This is a genomic window from Alsobacter ponti (genome assembly GCF_024294805.1).
GTDB classification, from domain to species: Bacteria; Pseudomonadota; Alphaproteobacteria; order Rhizobiales; family Beijerinckiaceae; genus Alsobacter; species Alsobacter ponti.
In genome coordinates this window covers 19,681-42,427 of record NZ_JANCLU010000025.1, presented here as the reverse complement: position 1 = coordinate 42,427, position 22,747 = coordinate 19,681, and the positions used below count along the sequence as shown (strand labels likewise).

At 72.3% G+C, this 22,747-nt stretch carries 23 protein-coding genes; 19 read left to right on the top strand and 4 right to left on the bottom strand.

The genetic code is table 11. The features are described from left to right. Nucleotides 1-18 precede the first annotated feature (18 nt). From NK718_RS19440 to NK718_RS19370, 15 genes are all read left to right on the top strand, one after another. Entirely contained in the window at nt 19-1,746 is a 1,728-nt protein-coding gene (locus tag NK718_RS19440) for a SulP family inorganic anion transporter (protein WP_254745727.1), read from the top strand. 194 nt (nt 1,747-1,940) lie between these two features. Then, on the top strand, nt 1,941-2,354 hold the full coding sequence (gene rplU / locus NK718_RS19435) for a 50S ribosomal protein L21 (protein WP_254745725.1): 414 nt from the start codon (nt 1,941-1,943) through the stop codon (nt 2,352-2,354). A 70-nt stretch (nt 2,355-2,424) separates the two neighbouring features. Further along, complete coding sequence (rpmA, locus tag NK718_RS19430; RefSeq protein ID WP_254745723.1) at nt 2,425-2,691, top strand: 50S ribosomal protein L27; 267 nt, start codon at nt 2,425-2,427, stop codon at nt 2,689-2,691. A 203-nt stretch (nt 2,692-2,894) separates the two neighbouring features. Next, complete coding sequence (locus tag NK718_RS19425; protein WP_254745721.1) at nt 2,895-3,575, top strand: GNAT family N-acetyltransferase; 681 nt, start codon at nt 2,895-2,897, stop codon at nt 3,573-3,575. Nucleotides 3,576-3,666: 91 nt separating this feature from the next. Beyond that, the gene (locus NK718_RS19420; RefSeq protein WP_254745719.1) at nt 3,667-4,203 is read left to right on the top strand and encodes a DUF3833 family protein; all 537 of its coding nucleotides are present in this window, start codon (nt 3,667-3,669) and stop codon (nt 4,201-4,203) included. A gap of 65 nt (nt 4,204-4,268) precedes the next feature. Beyond that, the gene (gene obgE / locus NK718_RS19415) at nt 4,269-5,303 is read left to right on the top strand and encodes a GTPase ObgE (RefSeq protein ID WP_254745717.1); all 1,035 of its coding nucleotides are present in this window, start codon (nt 4,269-4,271) and stop codon (nt 5,301-5,303) included. Next, on the top strand, nt 5,300-6,475 hold the full coding sequence (gene proB / locus NK718_RS19410) for a glutamate 5-kinase (protein WP_254745714.1): 1,176 nt from the start codon (nt 5,300-5,302) through the stop codon (nt 6,473-6,475). Before obgE ends, proB begins: the two co-directional genes overlap by 4 nt. Before the next feature lie 5 nt (nt 6,476-6,480). Then, nucleotides 6,481-7,764, top strand: a complete 1,284-nt coding sequence (locus NK718_RS19405; RefSeq protein WP_254745758.1) for a glutamate-5-semialdehyde dehydrogenase — start codon at nt 6,481-6,483, stop codon at nt 7,762-7,764. Between the two features lie 24 nt (nt 7,765-7,788). Beyond that, the gene (locus tag NK718_RS19400) at nt 7,789-8,421 is read left to right on the top strand and encodes a nicotinate-nucleotide adenylyltransferase (RefSeq protein ID WP_254745711.1); all 633 of its coding nucleotides are present in this window, start codon (nt 7,789-7,791) and stop codon (nt 8,419-8,421) included. Between the two features lie 140 nt (nt 8,422-8,561). Continuing rightward, a complete protein-coding gene (rsfS, locus tag NK718_RS19395) occupies nt 8,562-8,915 on the top strand; it encodes a ribosome silencing factor (RefSeq protein ID WP_254745709.1) in 354 nt (117 codons plus the stop codon). Between the two features lie 18 nt (nt 8,916-8,933). After that, nucleotides 8,934-9,413: a 23S rRNA (pseudouridine(1915)-N(3))-methyltransferase RlmH gene (rlmH, locus tag NK718_RS19390; RefSeq protein ID WP_254745708.1), complete on the top strand. Its 480-nt coding sequence runs from the start codon at nt 8,934-8,936 to the stop codon at nt 9,411-9,413. A gap of 11 nt (nt 9,414-9,424) precedes the next feature. Further along, entirely contained in the window at nt 9,425-10,810 is a 1,386-nt protein-coding gene (locus NK718_RS19385; RefSeq protein ID WP_254745707.1) for a murein hydrolase activator EnvC family protein, read from the top strand. Continuing rightward, the gene (locus NK718_RS19380; RefSeq protein ID WP_254745756.1) at nt 10,810-12,156 is read left to right on the top strand and encodes a S41 family peptidase; all 1,347 of its coding nucleotides are present in this window, start codon (nt 10,810-10,812) and stop codon (nt 12,154-12,156) included. The genes NK718_RS19385 and NK718_RS19380 overlap by 1 nt, the downstream gene beginning before the upstream one ends. Nucleotides 12,157-12,385: 229 nt before the next feature. Then, nucleotides 12,386-13,561 carry a divergent polysaccharide deacetylase family protein gene (locus tag NK718_RS19375; RefSeq protein WP_254745706.1) on the top strand — a complete coding sequence of 392 codons (1,176 nt, stop codon included), beginning with the start codon at nt 12,386-12,388 and terminating at the stop codon, nt 13,559-13,561. Between the two features lies 1 nt (nt 13,562). Then, the gene (locus NK718_RS19370) at nt 13,563-14,099 is read left to right on the top strand and encodes an RNA pyrophosphohydrolase (protein WP_254745705.1); all 537 of its coding nucleotides are present in this window, start codon (nt 13,563-13,565) and stop codon (nt 14,097-14,099) included. 10 nt (nt 14,100-14,109) lie between these two features. Here the strand turns inward: NK718_RS19370 and NK718_RS19365 are convergent, their stop codons facing one another. Further along, nucleotides 14,110-14,415, bottom strand: coding sequence for a hypothetical protein (locus tag NK718_RS19365; RefSeq protein WP_254745703.1), 306 nt, complete (start codon nt 14,413-14,415; stop codon nt 14,110-14,112). A gap of 113 nt (nt 14,416-14,528) precedes the next feature. Between NK718_RS19365 and recQ the strand changes: the two genes are divergently transcribed. Continuing rightward, nucleotides 14,529-16,361, top strand: a complete 1,833-nt coding sequence (gene recQ, locus NK718_RS19360; protein ID WP_254745701.1) for a DNA helicase RecQ — start codon at nt 14,529-14,531, stop codon at nt 16,359-16,361. A gap of 6 nt (nt 16,362-16,367) precedes the next feature. Here recQ and NK718_RS19355 read toward each other — a convergent pair whose 3' ends face one another. Then, nucleotides 16,368-17,534, bottom strand: coding sequence for an acetyl-CoA acetyltransferase (locus tag NK718_RS19355; protein WP_254745698.1), 1,167 nt, complete (start codon nt 17,532-17,534; stop codon nt 16,368-16,370). Nucleotides 17,535-17,619: 85 nt separating this feature from the next. Then, complete coding sequence (locus NK718_RS19350; protein ID WP_254745695.1) at nt 17,620-18,522, bottom strand: DMT family transporter; 903 nt, start codon at nt 18,520-18,522, stop codon at nt 17,620-17,622. Between the two features lie 183 nt (nt 18,523-18,705). Here NK718_RS19350 and NK718_RS19345 point away from each other — a divergent pair, with 183 nt between their 5' ends. The 3 genes from NK718_RS19345 (at nt 18,706) to NK718_RS19335 (ending at nt 22,446) form a co-directional block, all read left to right on the top strand. Next, nucleotides 18,706-20,340 (top strand): serine hydrolase, encoded by a 1,635-nt coding sequence (locus NK718_RS19345; protein WP_254745693.1) that lies wholly within the window; start codon nt 18,706-18,708, stop codon nt 20,338-20,340. A 106-nt stretch (nt 20,341-20,446) separates the two neighbouring features. Next, the gene (locus NK718_RS19340) at nt 20,447-21,319 is read left to right on the top strand and encodes an EamA family transporter (RefSeq protein WP_254745691.1); all 873 of its coding nucleotides are present in this window, start codon (nt 20,447-20,449) and stop codon (nt 21,317-21,319) included. Then, nucleotides 21,316-22,446 carry a CobW family GTP-binding protein gene (locus NK718_RS19335; RefSeq protein WP_254745689.1) on the top strand — a complete coding sequence of 377 codons (1,131 nt, stop codon included), beginning with the start codon at nt 21,316-21,318 and terminating at the stop codon, nt 22,444-22,446. Before NK718_RS19340 ends, NK718_RS19335 begins: the two co-directional genes overlap by 4 nt. A 54-nt stretch (nt 22,447-22,500) precedes the next feature. Here the strand turns inward: NK718_RS19335 and NK718_RS19330 are convergent, their stop codons facing one another. Continuing rightward, nucleotides 22,501-22,737, bottom strand: coding sequence for a sulfurtransferase TusA family protein (locus NK718_RS19330; protein WP_254745687.1), 237 nt, complete (start codon nt 22,735-22,737; stop codon nt 22,501-22,503). Nucleotides 22,738-22,747 lie beyond the last annotated feature (10 nt).

Here is a 22,747-nt window from a genome sequence, read left to right as displayed (position 1 = left end):
GCGGCCGGAGAGCCGGGAATGCCGCTGATGTCGTGGATTCGCCCCGCGAGCCTGCTCGCATGGACGCGGGGCTACGACGCGAGCCGTCTGCGGGCCGACGTCCCGGCGGGCCTGGCGCTCGCCGCCTTCTGCATCCCCGAATCCATCGCCTACGCGACGCTGGCCGGACTTTCGCCCGTCACCGGCCTTTACGCCTATGTGGGCGCGGGCGTCGGCTACGCGCTGTTCGGAGCCTCGCCGCGGCTGGCGGTCGGCCCCACCTCGGCGCTGTCGGTGCTGCTGCCGACGGCTCTGGCCGGTCTCGCGGCCGGCGACCCGGACCGCTACGCGGCGCTGGCGGCGGCAACGGCCATGCTCGTCGCGGCGGTATGCCTGGCGGCGTGGCTGCTGCGGGCCGCGCAGCTCTCCGCCTTCATCTCCGACACCATCCTGCTTGGCTTCAAGACCGGGGCGGCGCTCTACATCGCCTCGACGCAGCTGCCCAAGCTGTTCGGCGTGACGTCCGGCGGGGAGACGTTCTTCCCCCGGCTCGCCGCGCTGTGGACGCAGCTTCCGAACCTGCACTGGCCTTCGCTCGCGGTGGGGCTCGCCGCGCTGGCGCTGTTCCTGCTGCTCGAGCGGCTGCTGCCGCGCCGCCCGACCACGCTGATCGTCGTGGGGCTGGCGCTGGCCGCCAGCCGGTGGCTGGACCTGCCCGGTCACGGCGTGGCGACGGGGGGCACCATTGCGCAGGGCCTGCCGCCGTTCGGCCTGCCCGCCGTCCGGCCCGACGACATCGCCGCCCTGCTGCCCCTGGCGCTGGCGTGCTTCTTCCTCGGCTTCGTCGAGACGAGCTCGACCGCGCGCAGCTTCGCCGCTCGCGAGGGCGCGCCGTTCGATCCCGATCGCGAACTGCTCGGCATCGGCGCGGCCAATCTCGGGGCCGGTCTGGTGCGGGGCTACCCGGTGTCCGGCGGCCTGTCGCAGACGGCGGTGAACGACCTCGGGGGCGCCACCTCGCCGGTGGCGCTGCTGGTCAACTCGGCCGCCATCCTCGTCGTGCTGGTGATGTTCGCCGACGTGCTCGGCGGGCTTCCGGAGCCGGTGCTGGCGGCGCTGGTGCTGGTGGCGGCGCGCCACCTGGTCGGCTTCGACGACATGCGGCGCCTCGGCGCGTCGGCGCGCGAGGAGCTGGCGATCGCCGTCATGGCGATGCTCGGCGTGCTGAGTCTCGGCGTGCTCAACGGCGTGCTGGTCGCGGCGGTGGCGTCGTTGGCGCTGATCATCGCGCGGCTGACGCTGCCGTCCATCGCCGAGCTCGGGCGGGACCCCGAGACGGGCGGCTTCGTCAGCCTGGCCAACCGGCCCCACGCCGAGACCGCGCCCGGAGCCGTGGTGCTGCGCCCGGACCAGCCCTTCATCTACGTCAACGCCGAGGCGGCGCGGCGGGCCTTGCTGGAGGCGGTGGAGCGGACCCCGGACGCGCGCCTGCTGGTGCTGGACTTCTCGCCGGTGACGACCACCGACCTCACCGCGGCCGCCTCGCTGAAGGCGCTGGCGCGTACGCTGCGGGCGCGCGGCGTGGCGCTGCGCATCGCCAATCTGCGGGACGAGGTGGCGGCGCGGCTGGCCAGCCTCGGCGTGCGCCCCGACGAGCTGGATTTAACGCCCCACGTGCGCATCCGCGAGGCGCTCGCCGAGCACGGTTTCGCGCCGGCCGGGCCGCGACGCGAGCGCGACATTGACACGGACGGCCCGCTTCGGTAGGTAACCGGCTTCGCGCGCGGGCTCTCGGCCGGCGCGCTTGTCTTTGGGGCGACGCCCCGGGGCTTCGCCCCGGACCGAACTCCGGGGGCGTCATCCGGTCCGCCGGGTGCAAACTGCAACAAAAAGACGGCCGCCCGCTTCCCGTCATTCGACGGACCGGCGGGCAGGACGGATCGAACACGAGAGACATAAAGATGTTCGCAGTCATCAAGACCGGCGGCAAGCAGTACCGGGTCGCCGCCCAGGACGTGATCACGATCGAGAAGCTGCCGGCCCAGGAAGGCGACGCCGTGTCGTTCGACCAGGTGCTCATGCTCTCGCGCGACGGCGCGACGGAGCTCGGCGCTCCCACCGTGGCGGGCGCCACCGTGGCCGGCGAGATCGTCAGCCAGACGCGCGGCAAGAAGACGATCAACTTCGTCAAGCGCCGCCGCCAGAACTCGAAGCGCAAGAAGGGCCACCGCCAGGAGCTCACCGTCGTGCGGATCACCGAGATCCTGACCGACGGCGCCAAGCCGGCCGCCAAGGCCGCCGCCGGCGAGCCCGCCGAGGCCCCCAAGCGCAGCCGCGCCAAGAAGCCGGCCGCCGAGGCCGGCGCCGAGGCGTAATCGCGAGGCCCGCGAGGGCCGCCAACGGAATGCAACGGGCTGAGGCCCGCACAGGTATCGGAGCAGGATCATGGCTCACAAGAAAGCAGGCGGTTCGTCCCGCAACGGTCGCGACTCGGCCGGCCGCCGTCTCGGCGTGAAGAAGTTCGGCGGCGAGCGCGTCGTGGCCGGCAACATCATCGTCCGCCAGCGCGGCACGAAGATGCACCCGGGCGCCAATGTCGGCATGGGCAAGGACCATACGCTCTTCGCCCTTACGACCGGCACGGTCGAGTTCCAGAACAAATCGAACGACCGCACCTTCGTGGTCGTACGAGCCCAAGAAGCAGCAGAATGACGGCGTAGGTCGAGACGAAGGACCTCCGCCGGCTCCCACGGAACCCGGCGGACCCAAGTCTCGATCACCAGTCCCGATCGACGCTCTACAGGTCCGGAAATCCTCCCCTCGGGGAGGGCGGGGGAGGTGGGAGACCACCTCCCCTTCGTCATTCCAGGGTCACGTTCGCATGTGATCCCCTCTCCCGGATCGGAGGCTCGGTCATGTTTCCCGATATCGCACGCGACGACGTTTTCAGGCTCGAGACGTCCCGGCTCTGGCTGCGCTGGCCGCGCGCCAGCGACGCCGCGGACCTCGCCCGCATCGCCGGCCGCCGCGAGGTGGCCGAGATGACGGCGCGCATCCCCCACCGCTATCCCGACGGGGAGGCGCACGCCTTCGTGCTGCGCGCCCGCGAGCAGAACTGCCGCGGCGAGGCGCTGAACCTCGTGGCGACTCTGGCGCGCGGCGACCGGCGCCCGATCGGCGCGATCTCGGTGACGCGTCCCGCGCCCGAGAGCCCGGTCGACGTCCCGATGCTCGGCTACTACTTCGATCCCGGGCTGTGGGGACGCGGCTTCGCGACGGAGGCGGCCCGCGCCGTCGTCGACGCCGCCTTCCTGCTGACCAGCGCCGACGCGCTCGCGGCGACCGTCATGTCGGACAATCCGGCCTCGGCCGCGGTGCTGGAGAAGCTCGGCTTCGCCTGGCGCGAGTCGGGCGTCGGCGAGGCGGCGGCGCGGGGCGTGCTCGTTCCGGTCGACCGGTTCCGGCTGTCGCGCCGGCAGTGGAGCGCCGACCGGAACGCGCTGGTCGCGGCCTCGCTCGCCGCGCCGAGGCCGACGGCGGTCGGCGCGCCGCCGCTGTTGCGGTCGGGGTGGTCTGCGCAGGCCGCCGCGCCATAACACAAACGCGCCGTCTTCCTGCGGGACAACGGCAGGGTGGGGCGCGCGCGTCCGCTCTCGAGCGGGCGCGCCGTCCGTTTGTGGAGAAGTCATGCTCGTCTCGCGTCGCAATGTCGCCCTCGGCGCGGCCGCGCTCGCCGGCGCGGCGCTTTCGCCCGTGTCGCCGTTCGCGGCTCCCCGCCGCCTGGCGCTGGAGGACGTGCTGCGCGGCCGGCTGGCCGGCGAGGGCGTCTTCACGGACCCGCGCGACGGCTCGTCCCATGCCGTGACCGTGTCGATCCGGGGCGTGTGGAACGCCCGGGCGGCGACGCTCGCGATGACGCGGGAAATCGCGTCCGCCGACGGACGGACGGAGCGCCGGGCCTGGCGTTTCCGGCGTGTCCGCGCGGGGCTCTACCGCGTCACCGGCGACGACGTTGTCGGCGAGGCGTGGGCGCGCGAGAGCGGCGGGATCGTGCGCGTGACCTGCCTGGCGCGGACGCCGACGCCGGCCGGCCCGTCCTGGACCGTGCGGGTGGACGACCGGCTGACGCTGCTGTCCGCCGGCGAGGCGACGGCCGAGACGGCGCTGTCGTGGCGCTACTTCGAGGTGGGGCGGCTCAGCCTGTCGTTGCGCCGGGCCGCCTGACCGGAGCGCGATTTTTTCGACGAGACCCGTCCCACTCGTGGCGAAAATGCACTACAGCTTCGGCCATGAAATTTCTGGACCAGGCCAAGATCTTCATTCGCTCGGGAAACGGCGGCGCGGGCGCCGTGTCGTTCCGGCGTGAGAAGTTCATCGAATTCGGCGGACCCGACGGCGGCGACGGCGGCCGGGGCGGCGATGTGTGGGCGGAGTGCGTCGAAGGCCTCAACACGCTGATCGACTACCGCTACCAGCAGCATTTCAAGGCCAAGTCGGGCATGCACGGCATGGGCCGCAACCGCGCCGGCGGCAAGGGCGAGGACGTAGTGCTCAAGGTGCCCAAGGGCACGCAGATCTTCGACGAGGACGGCGAGACGCTGGTCGCCGACCTCACCGAGATCGGCCAGCGCGTGCTGATCGCCAAGGGCGGCAATGGCGGCTTCGGCAACCTGCATTTCACCACCTCGACCAACCGCGCGCCGCGCCGGGCCAATCCGGGCCAGGAAGGCGAGGAGCGCTGGCTGATCCTGCGCCTCAAGCTGATCGCCGACGCCGGCCTCGTCGGCCTGCCCAACGCCGGCAAGTCCACCTTCCTCGCCACCGTGACGGCGGCTCGTCCGAAGATCGCCGACTATCCCTTCACCACGCTGCATCCGGGGCTCGGCGTCGTGCGCGTGCACGGGCGCGAGTTCGTGCTGGCCGACATTCCCGGGCTCATCGAGGGCGCGCACGAGGGCCAGGGCCTCGGCGACCGCTTCCTCGGCCATGTCGAGCGTTGCCGTGTGCTGCTGCATCTGGTCGACGGCGCCAGCGAGCACGCCGGCAAGGCGTACAAGACCATCCGCCAGGAACTCGAGGCCTACGGCCACGGCCTCGCCGAGAAGCCCGAGATCGTCGCCCTGTCGAAGATCGACGCGCTCACCGGCGAACAGCTCAAGGAGCAGAAGGCGCGCCTCAAGCGCGCCGCCAGGCAGGAGCCGCTGCTGCTCTCGTCCGCCAGCCGCCAGGGCGTCGAGGCGGTGCTGAGCCGCCTGCTCGGCGTCATCGACGCGGAGCGCGCGCCTGTCGAGGCCGAGGTCGAGGCGCGGGAGTGGCGTCCATGAGCGAGCCCGCGCGCAAGCTGGCGGCGGCGACGCCGTCGCTGGACCAGTTCCGCCGCATCGTCGTGAAGGTGGGCTCCAGCCTGCTCGTCGACAACAAGCGCGGCATGCTCAAGCACGCCTGGCTGGCGGCGCTGGCCGAGGACATCGGCCAGCTGCACGCGCGCGGCGCCGACGTGCTCGTCGTCTCTTCGGGGGCCATCGCGCTGGGCCGCACCGTGCTGAAGATGCCGCGCGGCCCGCTGAGGCTGGAGGAGAACCAGGCCGCCGCGGCGGTCGGCCAGATTTCGCTGGCGCGCAGCTGGGCCGAGGTGCTCGGACACCAGGGCATCACCACCGGGCAGATCCTGGTGACGCTCGGCGACACGGAGGAACGCCGCCGCTACCTCAACGCGCGCGCCACGCTGGGCCGGCTGCTCGAATTGCGCGCCGTGCCGGTCGTGAACGAGAACGACACCGTGGCGACCAGCGAAATCCGCTACGGCGACAACGACCGGCTGGCGGCCCGCGTCGCCACCATGGCGGGCGCGGACCTGCTGGTGCTGCTGTCGGACATCGACGGCCTCTACACGGCCCCCCCGCAGACCGACCCGAACGCGACGCTGATCCCGGTGGTGCCGCGCATCACCGCCGAGATCGAGGCGATGGCCGGCGGCGCCGGCTCGGAGCTCTCGCGCGGCGGCATGCGCACCAAGATCGAGGCCGCCAAGATCGCCACGGCGGGCGGCACCCACATGGTCATCGCCGACGGCCGCGTCAAAAACCCGCTCGGGGCGATCGCCTCCGGCGCGCGCTGCACGTGGTTCCTGACGCCCTCCAACCCCGTGGCGGCGCGCAAGAAATGGATCGCCGGCTCGCTGGAGCCGAAGGGCGTTCTGCACCTCGACGCCGGGGCTGCCCGAGCCATCCGCTCGGGCAAGAGCCTGCTGCCGGCGGGCGTGGCCCGTGTCGAGGGCGTGTTCGGCCGGGGAGACGCGGTGCTGCTGCGCGCCGCGGACGGCGAGGAGCTGGGCCGCGGCCTCGTGGCCTACGATTCCGACCACGCGGCGCGCATCGCCGGGCGCTCGTCGCGCGATATCGAGGGCATTCTCGGCTATGCCGGGCGCGCCGAAATGGTGCATAGGGACGACATGGCGCTCGCGGCCGACCAGGACCGCGACAGGGAACGGGCGTGACGACCATGCTGGACAAGGCGAGCGCGACGCTGGACGTCGCGACGGTGATGCGGGACCTCGGCCGGCGCGCGCGCCTCGCCGCGCGGGCCCTCGCCAACGCCCCGTCCGCCACCAAGGACGCTGCCTTGCGGCATGCCGCCGCCGCGCTGCGCGGTTCGGCCGCCGCCATTCTCGCCGCCAACGCCAGGGACGTCGCGGACGCGCAGGCGCGGGGCGTCAAGGGCGCGTTTCTCGACCGCCTGCGGCTCGATCCGGCCCGCCTCGAGGCGGTGGCCGTGGCGCTGGAGGAGGTCGCGGCCCTGGCCGATCCCGTCGGCCGGGTGCTCGCCGCCTGGGAGCGGCCCAACGGCCTGAAATTCGAGCGCGTCGCCACGCCGCTCGGCGTGGTCGGCGTCATCTTCGAGAGCCGCCCGAACGTCACCGCCGACGCCGGGGCGCTGTGCCTCAAGGCAGGCAACGCCGCCATCCTGCGCTGCGGCTCGGAGAGCCTGCGCACATCCCTCGCCATCGCCGAGGCGCTGCGCGTCGGGCTGGCGGAAGCCGGCCTGCCCGAAGACGCCATCCAGCTCGTGCCGACCGCCGACCGGGCCGCCGTCGGCGCGATGCTCGCCGGGCTCGACGGACAGCTCGACGTCATCGTGCCGCGCGGCGGCAAGAGCCTTGTCGCCCGCGTGCAGGACGAGGCGCGCGTGCCGGTGTTCGCGCATCTGGAAGGCGTTTGCCACGTGTTCGTCCACGCCGCCGCCGACCTCGAAATGGCGCGGGCCATCGTGCTCAACGCCAAGCTGCGCCGCACCGGAGTGTGCGGCTCGGCCGAGACGCTGCTGGTCGACCGCGCCTGCGCGGCGACGCATCTGAAGCCGCTCGTGACGGCGCTGCTCGACGCCGGCTGCGCCGTGCGGGGCGACGCCGCGACCCAGGCCGTCGACCCGCGCGTGACGCCGGCCGCGGAGGACGACTGGCGCGCCGAATATCTGGACGCGATCATCGCCGTGCGGGTGGTGGACGGCCTCGACGCGGCGATCGCCCATGTCGAAACCTACGGGTCGCACCACACCGATTCGATCGTCACCGCCGACGACGGGGCGGCGGCGCGGTTCCTGGCCGAGGTGGACTCGGCCATCGTGCTGCACAACGCCTCGACGCAGTTTGCCGACGGCGGCGAGTTCGGCTTCGGGGCCGAGATCGGCATCGCCACCGGCCGCATGCACGCGCGCGGCCCGGTGGGGGTCGAGCAGCTCACCGCGTTCAAGTACCGCGTGCATGGCGCGGGCCAGATCCGTCCCTGACGGCCGCGCCGGCCCGCGCGCGCCATGATCGCCCGCCCGCCGAGCGGCCTTCCGCGCCTGCCGCGCCACGCACCGGGGCTGCGCATCGGCCTGCTCGGCGGCAGCTTCAACCCGCCGCACGCCGCGCACCGCCTCGTCAGCGAGACGGCGCTGCGCCGGCTCGGGCTCGACCGGGTCTGGTGGCTGGTGACTCCGGGAAATCCCCTGAAGGACAATGCCGGCCTGCCGCCACTAAAGGCGCGAATCGAGGCCGCGCGCCGGGTCGCCGCCCACCCGCGCATCGACGTCACCGGATTCGAGGCGGAATTGGGCTCGATCTACACGGTCGACGTGCTCGCCTGGCTGTCGCGCCGCTGCCGGGGCGTGCAATTCGTCTGGCTGATGGGGGCGGACAACCTCGCCGGCTTCCACCGCTGGCGGCGCTGGCGGGAGATCGCCGCGCTGACGCCGATCGCCGTGATCGACCGGCCGGGCGCGACGCTGCGCGCCGCCAGCGCGCCCGCGGCCCGCGCGCTCGCGGCCTTTCGGCTGGCCGAGAACGACGCGCGGCTTCTGCCCGGTCACAAGACGCCCGCCTGGGTCTTCCTGCACGGGCCGCGCTCGCCGCTCTCCTCCACCGCGCTGCGGGCGCGGGGACTGGGCCTGCCGAATCGGTAAGCGTCCCGAAGTGGAACTTCGGCGGGTTTCAGTCTATATAGGGAATGGGCGCAGACACGCGCTCGGCTCATGAGGACTGAAAGCTGACGAGACCTGGTCTCCGCGAAGTCGAACAGACTCCGCCCCCCGCCGCCGGTTCGGTGAAACTGGACGACGGCGCCGCCCTGCCCCTCATTCTCGGCACGCTCGACGATGCCAAGGCCGAGGACACGGTCGTGATCGACCTGACGGGCAAGACCTCCCTGGCTGATTCCATGATCATCACGTCGGGCCGCTCCAACCGGCACGTCGCCTCGATCGCCGATCGCGTCATCGAGGCGCTGAAGGAGAGCGGCCAGCACGGCGTCAAGGTCGAGGGCATGCCACACTGCGATTGGGTGCTGATCGACGCGGGCGATGTGATCGTCCACGTGTTCAGGCCCGAGGTGCGCCACTTCTACAATCTGGAGAAGATGTGGGGTGGCGACCGGCCGGGAGAGCGCGCGGTCTCCTGACCGGCGCGCTTTGTCCGCGTGCGCGTCACGGTTCTGGCGGTCGGCCGCCTCAAGGACGGCCCGGAGCGGGAACTCGTCGCGCGCTACCTCGATCGCGCCAGGGCCGGCGGGCGCACGCTGGGCCTGACCGGCTTCGAGAGCGTCGAATTGCCGGAGAGCCGCGCCGCGCGCCCTGCCGACAGGAAGGCCGAGGAAGCGGCCGCGCTTCGCGCGAGGGCCGGAGACGCAACTTTGGTGGCGCTCGACGAGCGTGGCGCGTCGCTGCCCAGCGACGCCTTCGCGGAGCGACTGGGGCGGCGGCGGGACGAGGGTTGTCGCGCACTGGCCTTCGTGATCGGCGGCGCGGACGGGCTCGACCCCGCGCTCGTGGCGCAAGCGGCCGAGACGTTGTCGTTCGGACGCATGACTTTGCCACACCAGCTTGTCAGAATCGTCGTCGCCGAGCAGCTCTATCGGGCCACGACGATCCTGTCCGGCCATCCCTATCATCGGGCTTGAAGACACCCCGCATGACACGCCCCGCCGGCCCGCGCTCCTTTCCGCCGAAACCGCCGATGCTGGCGGCGCTCGGCCTCGCGCTGGCGCTCGCCGCCGCGCCGGCCGCCGCCCAGCAGAAGCAAAAGCCGCTGACGCCGGAGGAAATCGCCGAGCGGGCGGCCGAAAAGGCGACGCGCGCCCTCGAACTGGAAGAGACGCAGCGTGTCCTGCAGGGCAGCGGCGAGGCGCGGGCGCGTCTCGATGCCGAGGTGGCCGAGCTGCGCGGCGACAGGGCGCGGCTGAATGCCGCACTGATCGACACGACGGGCCGTCTGCGCTCCACCGAGGCGCGGATTTCCGCCATCGAGCAGCGCCTCGCCACGTTCGGCATGACCGAGCAGGCCATCAAGTCGTCGCTGGAAGGCCGGCGCGGCGTCGTCGTCGAGGTGCTGGCCGCGCTGCAGCGCATGGGCCGCAGCCCGCCGCCCGCCGTTCTCGTGCGGCCCGAGGACATGCTGGAGGCGGTTCGCGCCTCGATGCTGCTCGGCACGGTGCTGCCGGAGCTGCGCTCCGAGACGGAGGCGCTGGCTTCCGACCTTTCGGAACTGGTGCGGCTGAAGACCGCCGCCGCTGCCGAGCGGGACACGCTCGGGCGCGAGGTCGCGGCGCTGGTCGACGACCGCCGCCGCGTCGAGGCGCTGGTCGAGGCGCGCCAGGCGGACCTCGCCCGCGCCGAGGCGGTGGCCCGGCAAGAGGCCGACAGGGCCGCTGAACTGGCCGCCAGGGCCCAAACTCTCAAGGATTTGATCAGCCGGCTGGAGAGCTCGATCGACGCGTCCTCGCGCGCCGCCGAGGAGGCGAGGCGGGCCGAGGCCGAATCGAAAACGGCCGAGGCCGAGGCCAAGGCGCGCGACACGCGCGAGAAAATCGCGGCTCTGGCGTTCCGCGATCCGGCCCGTCTGGCCCCCAAAATCGCCTTCTCGGAGGCCAAGGGCCTGCTGCCGCTGCCCGTCAGCGGCGTTTTGGTCAAGGCCTTCAACGCGGTGGACGCGACCGGCGGCACCCTCAAGGGCCACGCCTACGCCACCCGCGCGGGGGCGGTGGTGTCGGCGCCGTGCGACGGCTGGGTAGCCTTCGCCGGGCCTTTCCGGTCCTACGGGCAACTCTTGATCATCAACGCCGGAGGCGGGTACTATCTGCTACTGGCGGGCATGGATCGGATCAATGTCGGCGTGGGACAGTTCGTCCTGGCGGGCGAGCCCGTCGCGGTGATGGGCGAAGCGTCCCAGGCCACGGCTGCATCGGTGGGTAGCGACACCAACCAGCCGGTGCTCTATGTAGAGTTCAGAAAAGACGGTGTATCGATCGATCCCGCACCCTGGTGGGCGGCCTCGACGAACGAGAAAGTCCGCGGATGATGCGCAAGCTATCGATTCTCATGTTGGGCGTGGCGATGGGCGCCGGCGTCTCCACTCTGGCGACGCAAGGCCGGCTGCTGTCGACATCCTCGGCCGTCGCCGCGGCGTCCGACACCTACCGCCAGCTCAACCTGTTCGGCGACGTGTTCGAGAAGATCCGCTCGGACTATGTCGAGAAGCCCGACGAGTCGAAGCTGATCGAGTCGGCCATCAACGGCATGCTGTCGGGCCTCGACCCGCACTCCAGCTACATGGACCCGAAGAGCTTCCGCGACATGCAGGTGCAGACGCGCGGCGAGTTCGGCGGCCTCGGCATCGAGGTGACCATGGAGGAGGGCGTCATCAAGGTGGTGACGCCGATCGACGACACGCCCGCCTCGCGCGCCGGCGTGCTGGCCGGCGACAGCATCACCCATATCGACGACGAGCCGGTGCAGGGCCTGACCCTGAACCAGGCCGTGGAGAAGATGCGCGGCGCGGTCAACTCCACCGTCAAGCTCAAGATCGTCCGCAAAGGCTCGACCGACCCGGTCGAGGTCAAGCTGACCCGCGACGTCATCCGCATCCGCTCGGTGCGCTCGCGCAGCGAGAGCGACGTCGGCTACATCCGCATCACGCAGTTCAACGAGCAGACCTTCGAGAACCTGAAGAAGGCGTTCGACCAGATCGGCAAGGACATCCCGGCCGACAAGCTCAAGGGCTACGTGCTCGACCTGCGCAACAACCCCGGCGGCCTGCTCGACCAGGCGATCGCCGTGTCCGACGCGTTCCTGGAGCGGGGCGAGATCGTCTCGACGCGCGGCCGCAACGCCGACGAAACCCAGCGCTACAGCGCCCGCGCGGGCGACCTCTCCAAGGGCAAGCCGGTGGTCGTGCTCGTCAACGGCGGCTCGGCCTCAGCGTCCGAGATCGTCGCCGGCGCGCTGCAGGACCACAAGCGCGCCACCATCGTCGGCACGCGGTCCTTCGGCAAGGGCTCGGTCCAGACCATCATCCCGCTCGGCGGCAATGGCGCGATCCGCCTGACCACGGCGCGCTACTACACGCCGTCCGGCCGCTCGATCCAGGCCAAGGGCATCGACCCCGACCTGCAGGTCGTCAACGAGGTCCCGCCGGAGCTGAAGGGCAAGGACGAAACCAAGGGCGAGGCGGCGCTGAAGGGCCACCTCAAGAACGGCGACGACGAGCAGGGCGGCTCCTCGGCCTACGTGCCGCCGGATCCGGCCAACGACAAGCAGCTCAACTTCGCCTACGACCTGCTGCGCGGCGTCAAGGTCAACGACGCCCAGGGCAAGGCCCCCGACCAGCAGGGCCAGACCAAGGCGCCCGCCACCGCGCCCAACTGAGCGGCGCGAATTCGAGACGTCACGACGGCGGAGCCCCAGGCTCCGCCGTTTTCGTTTGAAACGGTCGTTTCGCGACCTCGCGGGCCGACCGCGAGCCTGGCCGCTTGCCATGGCCGCGCGACGGTGGCTTGGTTTTCGGCTATGATTCGCGGTGGCTGGAGCGTACTCGCCGGCCCGTGCTTGTCCTGATCATGTTCGGCCGCAGTCTCGGCCATCAAGCGAGTTGGATGTGACGCTCGGGCAAAACGACCTCACGCGGCCGTTGGGACTGGAGACGAACGCGCGCAAGCCGCGCCGGCTCGGCCTTGCCGCCTCGCAGGTCTTCGTGCTCGCCGTCGCCGGCCTGTTTCTGCTGCTCGCCGGCTGGCTGGCGCTCAACCGGGATCCGTTCGCGGGCGAGCCCTTCGCCGTCGCCAGGGTCGAGCGCAGGGCCACGCCAGCGCCCGCGCCCGCCGCGCCGGCGCAGCCGGAGCGCTCCGGCTCGCCCGACCGCACCACCGCCGCCGAGCTTGAAGCGCGGTCCGGCGTCAGCGTCGTCCGCGGCGGCGGAGAGGCGCCGCAGGGCGTCGTCATCCACGTCCCCGCCGAGGTGAAGCTCGCTCCCGCGCCGGACCCGCGCCTCGTGGAGCGCGTCGGCCCCTACGCATTGCCCCGCGTCGGCGCGGACGGCGCGCGGCCGGTGGAGGTCTATGCCCGCCCGGCCCCGCCGGCCTCCGGCAAGCTGGCCGGCCGCATCGCCGTGGTGGTGAACGGGCTCGGCGTCAGCGCCAGCCTCACCGCCGATGCCCTCGCCCGCCTGCCGGGCGAGGTGACGCTCGGCTTCTCCCCCTACGGGGCGGAGATCGACCGGCAAGTGGCGCGGGCCCGCGCCGAGGGCCACGAGGTGCTGCTGCAGACGCCGATGGAGCCGTTCGACTATCCCGCTAGCGATCCCGGGCCGCACACGCTCACCGTCGCCGGCGCGCCGGACGAGACGCTGGAGCGGCTGCGCTGGGTGATGGCGCGCTTCCCCGGCTATATCGGCCTGTCGAACGCGATGGGCGCGAAGTTCACCGCCAGCGAGGCGGCCTTGGCCCCGGTGCTGCGCGAGATCGGCGCGCGCGGCCTCGCCTTCCTCGACGACGGCTCCTCTCCGCGCAGCCTGGTTTCGACGCTCGCCCCCGCCGCCAAGGCGCCGGCGGCCCGCGCCGACCTGACCCTCGACGCGCCGGCGCAGGCCTCAGCCATCGACGCGCAGCTCGCCCGGCTCGAGGCGATCGCCCGCGACAAGGGAACCGCCATCGCCGTCGCCTCGCCGCTGCCGCTCAGCGTGGAGCGCATTGCGCTGTGGGCCCAGACCCTGGAGGCCAAGGGGCTCCAGCTCGTGCCCGTCAGCGCCGTCATCCTCAAGCCCGGACGGACCTGACGTGTCGACCAAGGATCGCAAGGGCGCGCCGGCCGCGCGCGCCGAGGACCTGCCCTATCGCCCCTGCGTCGGCGTCGCGCTGATCAACCGCGCCGGCCTCGTCTTCGTCGGACGCCGCAAGAAGGAGGCGGGCCCCGAGCACGTCGACGCGACGCACGCCTGGCAGATGCCGCAGGGCGGCATCGACGAGGGCGAGGACCCCTACGCGGCGGCGCTGCGGGAGCTCGCGGAGGAGACCAACGTCACCTCCGTGTCGAAGCTGGGCGAGACGGCGGGCTGGCTGACCTACGACCTGCCTCCCGAGATCGTCGGCATCGCCTGGAAGGGCCGTTATCGCGGCCAGAAGCAGAAATGGTTCGCGCTGCGCTTCGAGGGCGAGGACAGCGAGATCGACATCGCCGCGCCGGCCGGCGGCCACAAGCCCGAGTTCGACGCCTGGCGCTGGGAGCGGATGGAGGCTCTTCCGGGCCTCATCATTCCGTTCAAGCGGCCCGTCTACGAGGGCGTGGTGGCAGCCTTCCGGCGCTTCGGGGCCTGAACCCTCCGGCTCAGCGCCGTTTCGGCGGCGGCCCGTAGTCCTTGTCGGGTTTCGGGAACACGCCGATCTGGACGTCGAGCAGCGGCGCGGGCCTCGGGTCCGGCAGGTCGGCGCACGGGTTCCACGAGCGGGCGACCAGTGGCTCGCCTGCCCGCGCCCGCGGCGTCGCGGCATCGTCCACGACGGCGAAGGAGCCGGCGTCCGGGCACGCCTGCTGCGAGGGATCGGCCGCGAGTTCGCCGTCGGCGCGCGCCGGGCCGGCGAGCGCGAGGGCGAGCAGGCCGCACGCGGCGGCGAGGAGAGGCGGGGCGGTCATGCGCCCATCCTGCACCGTCCCCGTTAACCGGCCGACAACGCGCACGCCGGCGTTGCGAAGGCGGGCGATCCGGCCGACAAGGGTCCGTCCCGTCCACGCGAATCACGAGCCCCATGCCGCCAGCCTCCGCCGCCGCCTGCGCGACCGATCCGCACCCGGCCCGCGATCCGGACGACCTGCTGTACCGCGTGTTCGGGCACCGCGCCTTTCGCGGCCGGCAGGAGGAGGTGGTGCGGCAGGTGGTGGCGGGGGGCGACGCGGTGGTGCTGTTCCCCACCGGGGCCGGCAAGTCGCTCTGCTACCAGCTCGCGGCGCTGTGCCGCGAGGGCGTCGGCATCGTCGTGTCGCCGCTGATCGCGCTGATGCGCGACCAGGTGGAGGCGCTGCGCCAGGCGGGGGTGCGCGCCGCCGCCATGCATTCCGGCCTCGACGCGGCCGACCTCGCGGCGATTCGCGCCGCGCTGCAGGCCGGCGAGCTGGACCTGCTCTACGTCACGCCCGAGCGCCTCGTCTCCGGCGGCTTCATGGACATGCTGGGGCGCTGCCGCATCGCGCTGTTCGCCATCGACGAGGCGCATTGCGTCAGCCAGTGGGGGCACGATTTCCGTCCGGAATACGGCCAGCTCGCGGTGCTCGCCGAGCGCTTCCCCGGCGTGCCGCGCATCGCGCTCACCGCCACGGCGGACCCGCAGACGCAGGAAGACCTGCGCTGGCGCCTGCGGCTGGAGGACGCGCCGGTCTTCGCCACCAGCTTCGACCGGCCGAACATCCGCTACACCATCGTCGCCAAGACCGACGCCAGCCGCCAACTCGCGTCCTTCCTCAAAGGTCGACCGGGCGAGAGCGGCATCGTCTACCGGCTGAGCCGCAACAAGGTGGACGAGACGGCGGCCTGGCTGAACGCCCACGGGGTGCGCGCGCTGCCCTACCATGCCGGGCTGGATCGCGCGGTGCGCGAGGCGAACCAGGACGCCTTCCTGCGCGAGGAGGGCCTCGTGCTCGTCGCGACGATCGCCTTCGGCATGGGCATCGACAAGCCGGACGTGCGCTTCGTCGCCCATCTCGACCTGCCGAGCAGCGTCGAGGCCTATTACCAGGAAACCGGCCGCGCCGGCCGCGACGGCCTCCCCGCCGAGGCGTTCATGACCTACGGCATGGCCGACATCGCCCAGCGCCGCCGCATGATCGACGAGCGCGACGTCGCTGCGGAGATCAAGCGCGTGGAGCACGCCAAGCTCGACGCCCTGCTTGGCATCTGCGAAACCGCCGCGTGCCGCCGCCAGGCGCTGCTCGCCCATTTCGGCGAGGCGCACCCGGGCGGCTGCGGCCATTGCGACACCTGCCTCAGCCCCGTCGACACCTGGGACGGCACGGTGGCGGGGCAGAAAGCGCTGTCGGCCGTCTATCGCACCGGGCAACGCTACGGCGTCGCCCACCTCATCGACGTGCTTTGCGGCGAGGCGACCGAAAAGGTCGTCAAGGCGGGGCACGACCGGCTGCCGACCTTCGGCGTCGGCAAGGACATCGACGCCAAGACCTGGCGCTCGGTATTCCGCCAGCTCACCGTGTTGCGCCTCGTCGAGGTCGACTACGAGGAGTATGGCGGCCTGCGGCTGGGCGAAGGCGCGCGCGACGTGCTGCGCGGAGAGCGGCCGCTGCGCTTCGGGCGCGACCGCAAGCCCGTCGCGGAGGGGCCGCGCCGCCCGCGCGCCGCGCCGGAGGGGGAAGCCGGCGCGCTGTTCGAGGCGCTGCGGGCCGAGCGCACGCGCATCGCGCGCGAGCAGGGCGTGCCGCCCTACGTCGTGTTCCATGACACGACGCTGATCGAGATGGCGCGCCTGCGCCCCGCAACGCTCGACGAGCTGGCGGCGGTGCCGGGCGTCGGCCAGGCCAAGCTCGCCCGCTACGGCCGCAGCTTCCTCGCCGCCATCGCCGCCGCCGGCTGACGGCCTTTATTTCACCCGTTCGAGGATGCTGACGTAGTTCGCGACGGCGGCGCCGCCCATGTTGAAGATGCCGCCGAGTGTCGCGGCGGGGATCTGCATGTCGCCGGCCTCGCCCGCCAGCTGCATGGCGGTGAGCGCGTGCATGGATACGCCCGTCGCGCCGATCGGGTGGCCCTTGGCCTTGAGGCCGCCGGACGGGTTGACCGGCAGCTTGCCGTCCTTCTGGGTCCAGCCCTCCCGGATCGCCACAGCGCCCTGGCCCTCCGGCGTCAGGCCCATCGCCTCGTACTCGATCAGTTCGGCGATGGTGAAGCAGTCGTGCGTCTCGACGAAGGACAGGTGCTCCAGCGTCACGCCGGCCTGCATCAGGGCGCGTCGCCACGCCTCGGCGCAGCCCTCGAACTTGAGGATGTCGCGCTTCGACATCGGCAGGAAATCCTGCACGTGCGCGGCGGCCCGGAAGGCGATGGCGCGCTCGTGGCGGGTCGCGGTCTCCATGTCGGCGAGCACGATGGCGGCCGCCCCGTCCGACACCAGGGAGCAATCGGTGCGCTTCAGCGGCCCGGCGACGAAGGGGTTCTTGTCGCTCTCGCGCCGGCAGAACTCGTAGCCGAGGTCCTTGCGCATCTGCGCGTAGGGGTTGGCGACGCCGTTTCGGTGGTTCTTGGCGGCGATCATGGCCAGGGCGTCCGACTGGTCGCCGTGGCGCTGGAAATAGCCGCCGGCGATGCGGCCGAAAACGCCGGCGAAGCCACCGGGCGTGTCGCCGTCCTCGGGCAGGTAGGACGCCTTGAGCAGGTTGCGGCCGATCTCCGGGCCGGGCGTCGTCGTCATCTGCTCGACGCCGACCACCAGCACGGTGCGCGCCGCCTTGGCCGCGATGCTCTTGAGGCCCTGGTGGACGGCCGCCGAGCCGGTCGCGCAGGCGTTCTCGACGCGCGTCGCCGGCTTGAAGCGCAGCGCGGGGTCGGCCTGCAGCACCAGCGAAGCGGTGAAGTCCTGCGCCGAGAAGCCGGCGTTGAAATGGCCGAGCACGATCTCGTCCACCTCGGACGCCTCCAGCCCGGCGTTCTCCAGCGCCTCGTTGGTGACGCGGACGACGAGGCTTTCGACGCTCTCGGCGTCTTGTTTTCCGAACGGCGTGTGGGCCCAGCCCACGATGCAGGCGGTCATGGCGCGCTCCTCGAGACCTCGGGAGTGTGGGGTCTCCCCGGGCCGACTGCAAGCGGGGTCGGCTCCGCCGTTCGGACGAGCCGCCTCAATGAGCCCACAGCAGCAGCACGACGCCGCCGACGATGAGGGCCATCCCGAGCGCTTCACGCGGCGTGGTCGACTGCGCGAACAGGCGGCGCGACACCGCCTGCGCGAACAGCACCTCGACGAGCGCCAGCGTCCGCACGTTGGCGGCGCTGGTGAGCGAGAAGCCGATGAACCAGAACTGCGAGGCGAACGCGCCCATGAAGCCCGCGAACAGGGACGGCCGCCAGGCCTGGAAGCTGCGGGCGAGCGCGCCGCGGTCGAACGCCGCCATCCACGCCATCAGGATCGCCGTCTGCACGCCGAGCGACCACACCAGCGTCGTGGTCGAGCGCAGCACGAACGAGCCTTCGCCGAGATCGAGGATGGCGCCGCGAAAGAAGATCGCCGACAGGGCGAAGAACGCGCCGGCCACGACGCCGAACGCGGCCGGGCGCAGGCCGAGCCCCTCGCCGCGCAGCGAACCGGGCTTCAGCGCCATCAGCACCACGCCCGCCGTGGCGACCACGATGGCCGTGACGGCCATCGGCGTCAGCGTGTCGCCCAGCACCGCGAGGCCGAACACGGCCACCTGCACCGGCTCGGTCTTGATGTAGGCCGTGGTGACGGCGAAGGAGCGCTCGCGCATCGCCGCCAGCATCAAGACGGTGGCGAGGATCTGCGTCACCGCCCCGGCGCAGACGAAGCCGAGGAACGCCGCGGTGGGCGGCAGCGGCTTGCCGCCGCCGGCGGCGAGGACGAGCCCCAGGAACAGAATCGCGAAGGGAAAGCCGTACAGGAAGCGCACCTGGCTGGCCCCGACCGTGCCGAGGGTCTCGGTCAGGCTGCGCTGCATGGCGTTGCGCGCGGTCTGCGCGGCGGCGGCGACCAGCGTCGCCGGAATCCAGAAAAGGCCGAAGGTCACGGGAGATCCTGGCGGAAGGCGTCGTTGGCGGCCGGTCTGCCCGATGGCCGCCACGATCGGTGACTACCAGCCTGCCCGACGCTAGGCAAACTGCGCGACGCGAGTTACCAATGACGTGGCCTGCCGCCCGGAATGGGGCGCTGCTCCGGGTGGGTGTTCGGCGTGCGCACAGCGGATTCGAGAATGACCCACTGGACCGACCGCACGACTTCCGACCGCGCTGCCGCGCGATCCTTCCTTCGCCCGTTCCTGCTCGCGCTGGGGGCGTGCCTCATCGGGACGCTCGTCCCGGCCGCATCCAACGCAGCGACCCCCTACGTGGTTGCCGAGGTGGAATCCGGCCGCGTGCTGATGCAGGAAGACGCCACGATGCCGTGGTATCCGGCCTCGGTCACCAAGCTGATGACCGCCTACGTAGCGCTCAAGCAGATGCGCGCCGGTGCGATCTCGCCCGACACGCCGATCCCGGTGTCGACGCGCGCGGCCTCCGCCCCGCCTTCCAAGATCGGGGCGCGCCCGGGCACCGAGATCACCCTCGACAACGCCCTGAAGATGATGCTGGTGAAGTCGGCCAACGACATCGCTGTCGTGGTTGCCGAGGGCGTCGGCGGCTCGGTCGAGGCCTTCGCGGAGATGATGAACCGCGAGGCCGCCGCCATCGGCATGCGTGAGAGCCGCTTCGTCAACCCGAATGGCCTGTTCATCGAAGGGCAGCAGACCTCCGCCCGCGACATGGCCCTGCTGGCGCGCGCCATCCTGCTCGACTTCCCCGAGCACGCCGACCTGTTCTCCATCGGCGCCGTCCAGCTCGGGCCGAAGATCATGCGCAACACCAACGGTCTGGTGGGGCGCTACCCCGGCATCGAGGGCATGAAGACCGGGTTCATCTGCGCCTCGGGCTTCAACCTCGTGGCCGTGGCGTCGCGCAACGGCCGCCGCATCGTCGCGGTGGTGTTCGGCCAGCCGACGGCGGCCGACCGCACCATCAAGGCGGCGGCGCTGCTCGACAAGGGCTTCAACCAGAGCGGCGGCTTTTTCGGCGGCACGCCGCTCGACGCGCTGCCGCACTCGTCGGTGGCCGCGCCGCCGAACGTTCGCGAGGATGTCTGCGTGCGCCGCAAGGGCCCGCCCGCCTCCGAGGAGGAGCTGGAGACCGCCGCGGGGCAGCAGGCGGCGGTCGGCGACGGCTTCAACATGCTCGGCCCGGTGCCGCAGCTCGGCGGCCTCGCCAGCGTAATGGGCTCGAAGGGGCCGCGCTCGCTGGCCGCGCGCGCCGAGTCGGACCCGATTCCGGTGTTCCTGGGCCGCGCGCCCGGCTCCGCGACGGCTCCGCTCGCGGCCAACGCGCCGCGCGGCGTCAAGCCGCCGGCGACCGCCACCGCCTACGCCAGCGGCAAGAGCGAACTCGACGAAACCCAGACGCCGGTGGTGGGCGGCGCGGCCGGCCCGCTGACGCTGAAGCCCGCCGCCAACCTGCCGCTGCGCGGCCAGGTGCCCGCCGCCGCCAAGGTCGCCCCCGTTCCGGTCGCCCGCGCGGCGACGGGGCCCGTCCCCGCCATGCCGGCCAAGGCCGCGCTCGCGCCGCCCGTCGCCAAGAGCAGCGGGAAGGCCGTTGCGAAGCCTGCGGCCCCGACGACCACCAAGGCCGCGGCCAAGGCTCCGGCCAGCACTCCGGCCAAGGCTGTGGCCAAGGCTTCCGCCAAGCCGACCGCGAAGGCTCCGGCCGCCAAGGCGAAGCTCGAGACCGAGGCCGCCTCGGGCTCCGGCAAGCCGCTCGTGCTCAGCCCGCCCGCGCCGGCGGCCCGCCCGAAGACCTGAGCGGGATTCCAGCGTCCGTGCCGATCTCCTTCGTCTCTCGCCGTGGCCGCGCGCCGCGCGGCCTGCCGCGGTGAGGAGCTCGGCCGCCGCCGGGGCCGGGCTGTTGATGGCGCTCGGGTCCGCCGCCTCGTTCGGCTTCAACATCACCTTCTCGCGCATCGCGGCCCTGTCGGGCGTGCCGGGTCCGACGCTGGTGACGTGGCGCGTGCTGGCCATGATGGCGCTCGGCATCGCTGTGGGCCTGGTGTTGCGCGCCGATTTCCGCATCCCGCGCGGCGAGCGCGGCCCGATGGTCGTGCTCGGCCTCGCCACGGCGGGCTGCGGCCTGTGCTACCTGTCCTCGGTGGCGTTCATCCCCGTCACGGTCGCCGCCGTGCTGTTCTATACGTTCCCGGTGCTGATCGTGCTGGCGAGCCCGTTCGTCGAGGGCGGCCGCATCGGCGGCGGGCTGATGGCGATCGCGCTGCTGGCCTTCTGCGGCGTCGTGCTGGTGGTCGGCCCCGCGTTCGGCGACCTCGACCCCATCGGATTGCTGCTCGCCGCCGGGGCGAGCCTGTCGGCGGTGGCGCAGTTCTTCGCCGCCGTGCGCTGCCCGCGGACCGGCACCGCCGCCAAGGTGGTGTGGCTGCAGCTCATGGTGCTCCCGGTGGCCGCGCTCTCCGCTTTGGCGACGGGCGGGCTCGGCGGCCCCGGAACGCTGCTGCTCGCGCCCTGGTCGGTGGCGTTCAACGTGTTCGGCTTCGTGCTCGGCTTCGTGCTGCAACTGATGGCGCTGTCGCGGGTGACGGCGGTCGCCGGCGGGCTCGCCTTCTGCGCCGAGCCGGTCGTCGCCTCGCTCACCTCCGCGGCGGTGCTCGGCGAGACGCTGATGCCCGTCCAGTACATGGGCGGCGCAATGGTGATCGCCGCCATCGTCGCCAACGTGCTGCGCGACCGACGGCGCTCGCGCCTGGCGCTGACGCCGGAGCCTGCGGCATGACGACGACCGCGCCGATCCCTCTCACCATCCTCACCGGCTTCCTCGGCGCGGGGAAGACGACGCTGCTCAACCGGCTGCTGCGCGATCCCGCGCTGGCGGACACGGTCGTGCTCGTTAACGAGTTCGGCGAGATCGGGCTCGACCATCTGCTCATCGAGGCGGTGAGCGGCGACATGGTGCTGCTGGCGTCCGGCTGCCTGTGCTGCACGGTGCGCGGCGATCTCGTGGCGGCGCTGGAGGACCTGATCGCCCGCCGCGACGAGGGGCGCGTCGCGCCATTCCGGCGCGCCGTGATCGAGACGACCGGCCTCGCCGATCCCGCGCCGGTGCTGCAGGCGGTGATGTCGCATCCTTATCTGGCGACGCGCTACGCCATCGACGGCGTGGTGACGGCGGTCGACGCCGTCAACGGCGACGCGACGCTGGACATGCACGCCGAGGCCGTGAAGCAGGTCGCGGTGGCCGACCGGCTGGCCCTGACCAAGACCGACCTGGCGACCGACCCCGCCGCGCTCGCGGCGCTGAAGGCCCGACTGCGCCGCCTCGCCCCCGGCGCGCGCATCCTCGACGTGGCCAAGGGCGAGGCGACGGCCGAGGCCCTGCTCGACGCCGGGCCGTTCGACGCCAGCGCGAAGATCCCCGACGTCGCGCGCTGGCTCAACGAGGAAGCCTATCGCGACGCCGCCGGGCACGAGGGCCACCACCACGCGCCGGCCGGCGAGGGGCAGGACGCCCATGACGTCAACCGCCACGACGAGCACATCCGCGCCTTCTCCTTCGCCACCGACCGGCCGGTGTCGATGGCGGCGCTCGACATGTTCCTGACCCTGCTCCCCTCGGCGCACGGGGCCAAGATCCTGCGCATGAAGGGCATCGTGAAGACCGTCGAGTCTCCCGACCGGCCGATCGTCGTGCACGGGGTGCAGCACGTGCTGCACCCGCCCGTGATGCTGCCGGCCTGGCCGGACGCCGACCGGCGCACGCGGCTCGTGTTCATCACGCGGGACCTGCCGGAAGACTTCGTGCGCAAGATGTGGGACGCCTTCGCCGGGACGCCTCGCATCGACGAGCCCGACGCCCAGGCCCTGATGCACAACCCGCTGGCGATCCCGCGCGGCGACGGCTGACGCGCGGCCCGGCCGATCCGGCCGCGAATCGCCCGCCCGACTCACCCGCCCAGATCAACCGCCCTTGCGGATGGTGAAGCGCAGCACGTCGCCGTCGCGGGCGGTTGCGGCGAGGATGTCGCCGCCGGTCGCGACGAGGTGCGGGATGTCGATGGCCGCCATCGGGTCCGTCGCCTCGACCACCAGCGTCTGGCCGGCGGCCAGCCGCGCCAGCGCCTTGCGCGTGCGCAGCGCCGGCAGCGGGCACTTCAGTCCGCGCAGGTCGAGAGTGGTGGGGGAGGCGTCCGTCATCGCGTCGTGT

What these genes read in the sequence shown, in the direction of transcription:
- NK718_RS19330 (WP_254745687.1), bottom strand. Translation starts at nt 22,737, where the DNA reads ATGACGGACGCCTCCCCCACCACTCTCGACCTGCGCGGACTGAAGTGC.
- proB (WP_254745714.1), top strand. Translation starts at nt 5,300, where the DNA reads ATGAGCGAGCCCGCGCGCAAGCTGGCGGCGGCGACGCCGTCGCTGGAC.
- obgE (WP_254745717.1), top strand. Translation starts at nt 4,269, where the DNA reads ATGAAATTTCTGGACCAGGCCAAGATCTTCATTCGCTCGGGAAACGGC.
- NK718_RS19440 (WP_254745727.1), top strand. Translation starts at nt 19, where the DNA reads ATGCCGCTGATGTCGTGGATTCGCCCCGCGAGCCTGCTCGCATGGACG.
- NK718_RS19400 (WP_254745711.1), top strand. Translation starts at nt 7,789, where the DNA reads ATGATCGCCCGCCCGCCGAGCGGCCTTCCGCGCCTGCCGCGCCACGCA.
- NK718_RS19380 (WP_254745756.1), top strand. Translation starts at nt 10,810, where the DNA reads ATGCGCAAGCTATCGATTCTCATGTTGGGCGTGGCGATGGGCGCCGGC.
- NK718_RS19345 (WP_254745693.1), top strand. Translation starts at nt 18,706, where the DNA reads ATGACCCACTGGACCGACCGCACGACTTCCGACCGCGCTGCCGCGCGA.
- NK718_RS19420 (WP_254745719.1), top strand. Translation starts at nt 3,667, where the DNA reads ATGCTCGTCTCGCGTCGCAATGTCGCCCTCGGCGCGGCCGCGCTCGCC.
- NK718_RS19425 (WP_254745721.1), top strand. Translation starts at nt 2,895, where the DNA reads ATGTTTCCCGATATCGCACGCGACGACGTTTTCAGGCTCGAGACGTCC.
- rplU (WP_254745725.1), top strand. Translation starts at nt 1,941, where the DNA reads ATGTTCGCAGTCATCAAGACCGGCGGCAAGCAGTACCGGGTCGCCGCC.
- NK718_RS19355 (WP_254745698.1), bottom strand. Translation starts at nt 17,534, where the DNA reads ATGACCGCCTGCATCGTGGGCTGGGCCCACACGCCGTTCGGAAAACAA.
- NK718_RS19340 (WP_254745691.1), top strand. Translation starts at nt 20,447, where the DNA reads ATGGCGCTCGGGTCCGCCGCCTCGTTCGGCTTCAACATCACCTTCTCG.
- NK718_RS19335 (WP_254745689.1), top strand. Translation starts at nt 21,316, where the DNA reads ATGACGACGACCGCGCCGATCCCTCTCACCATCCTCACCGGCTTCCTC.
- recQ (WP_254745701.1), top strand. Translation starts at nt 14,529, where the DNA reads ATGCCGCCAGCCTCCGCCGCCGCCTGCGCGACCGATCCGCACCCGGCC.
- NK718_RS19365 (WP_254745703.1), bottom strand. Translation starts at nt 14,415, where the DNA reads ATGACCGCCCCGCCTCTCCTCGCCGCCGCGTGCGGCCTGCTCGCCCTC.
- NK718_RS19385 (WP_254745707.1), top strand. Translation starts at nt 9,425, where the DNA reads ATGACACGCCCCGCCGGCCCGCGCTCCTTTCCGCCGAAACCGCCGATG.
- NK718_RS19405 (WP_254745758.1), top strand. Translation starts at nt 6,481, where the DNA reads ATGCTGGACAAGGCGAGCGCGACGCTGGACGTCGCGACGGTGATGCGG.
- rpmA (WP_254745723.1), top strand. Translation starts at nt 2,425, where the DNA reads ATGGCTCACAAGAAAGCAGGCGGTTCGTCCCGCAACGGTCGCGACTCG.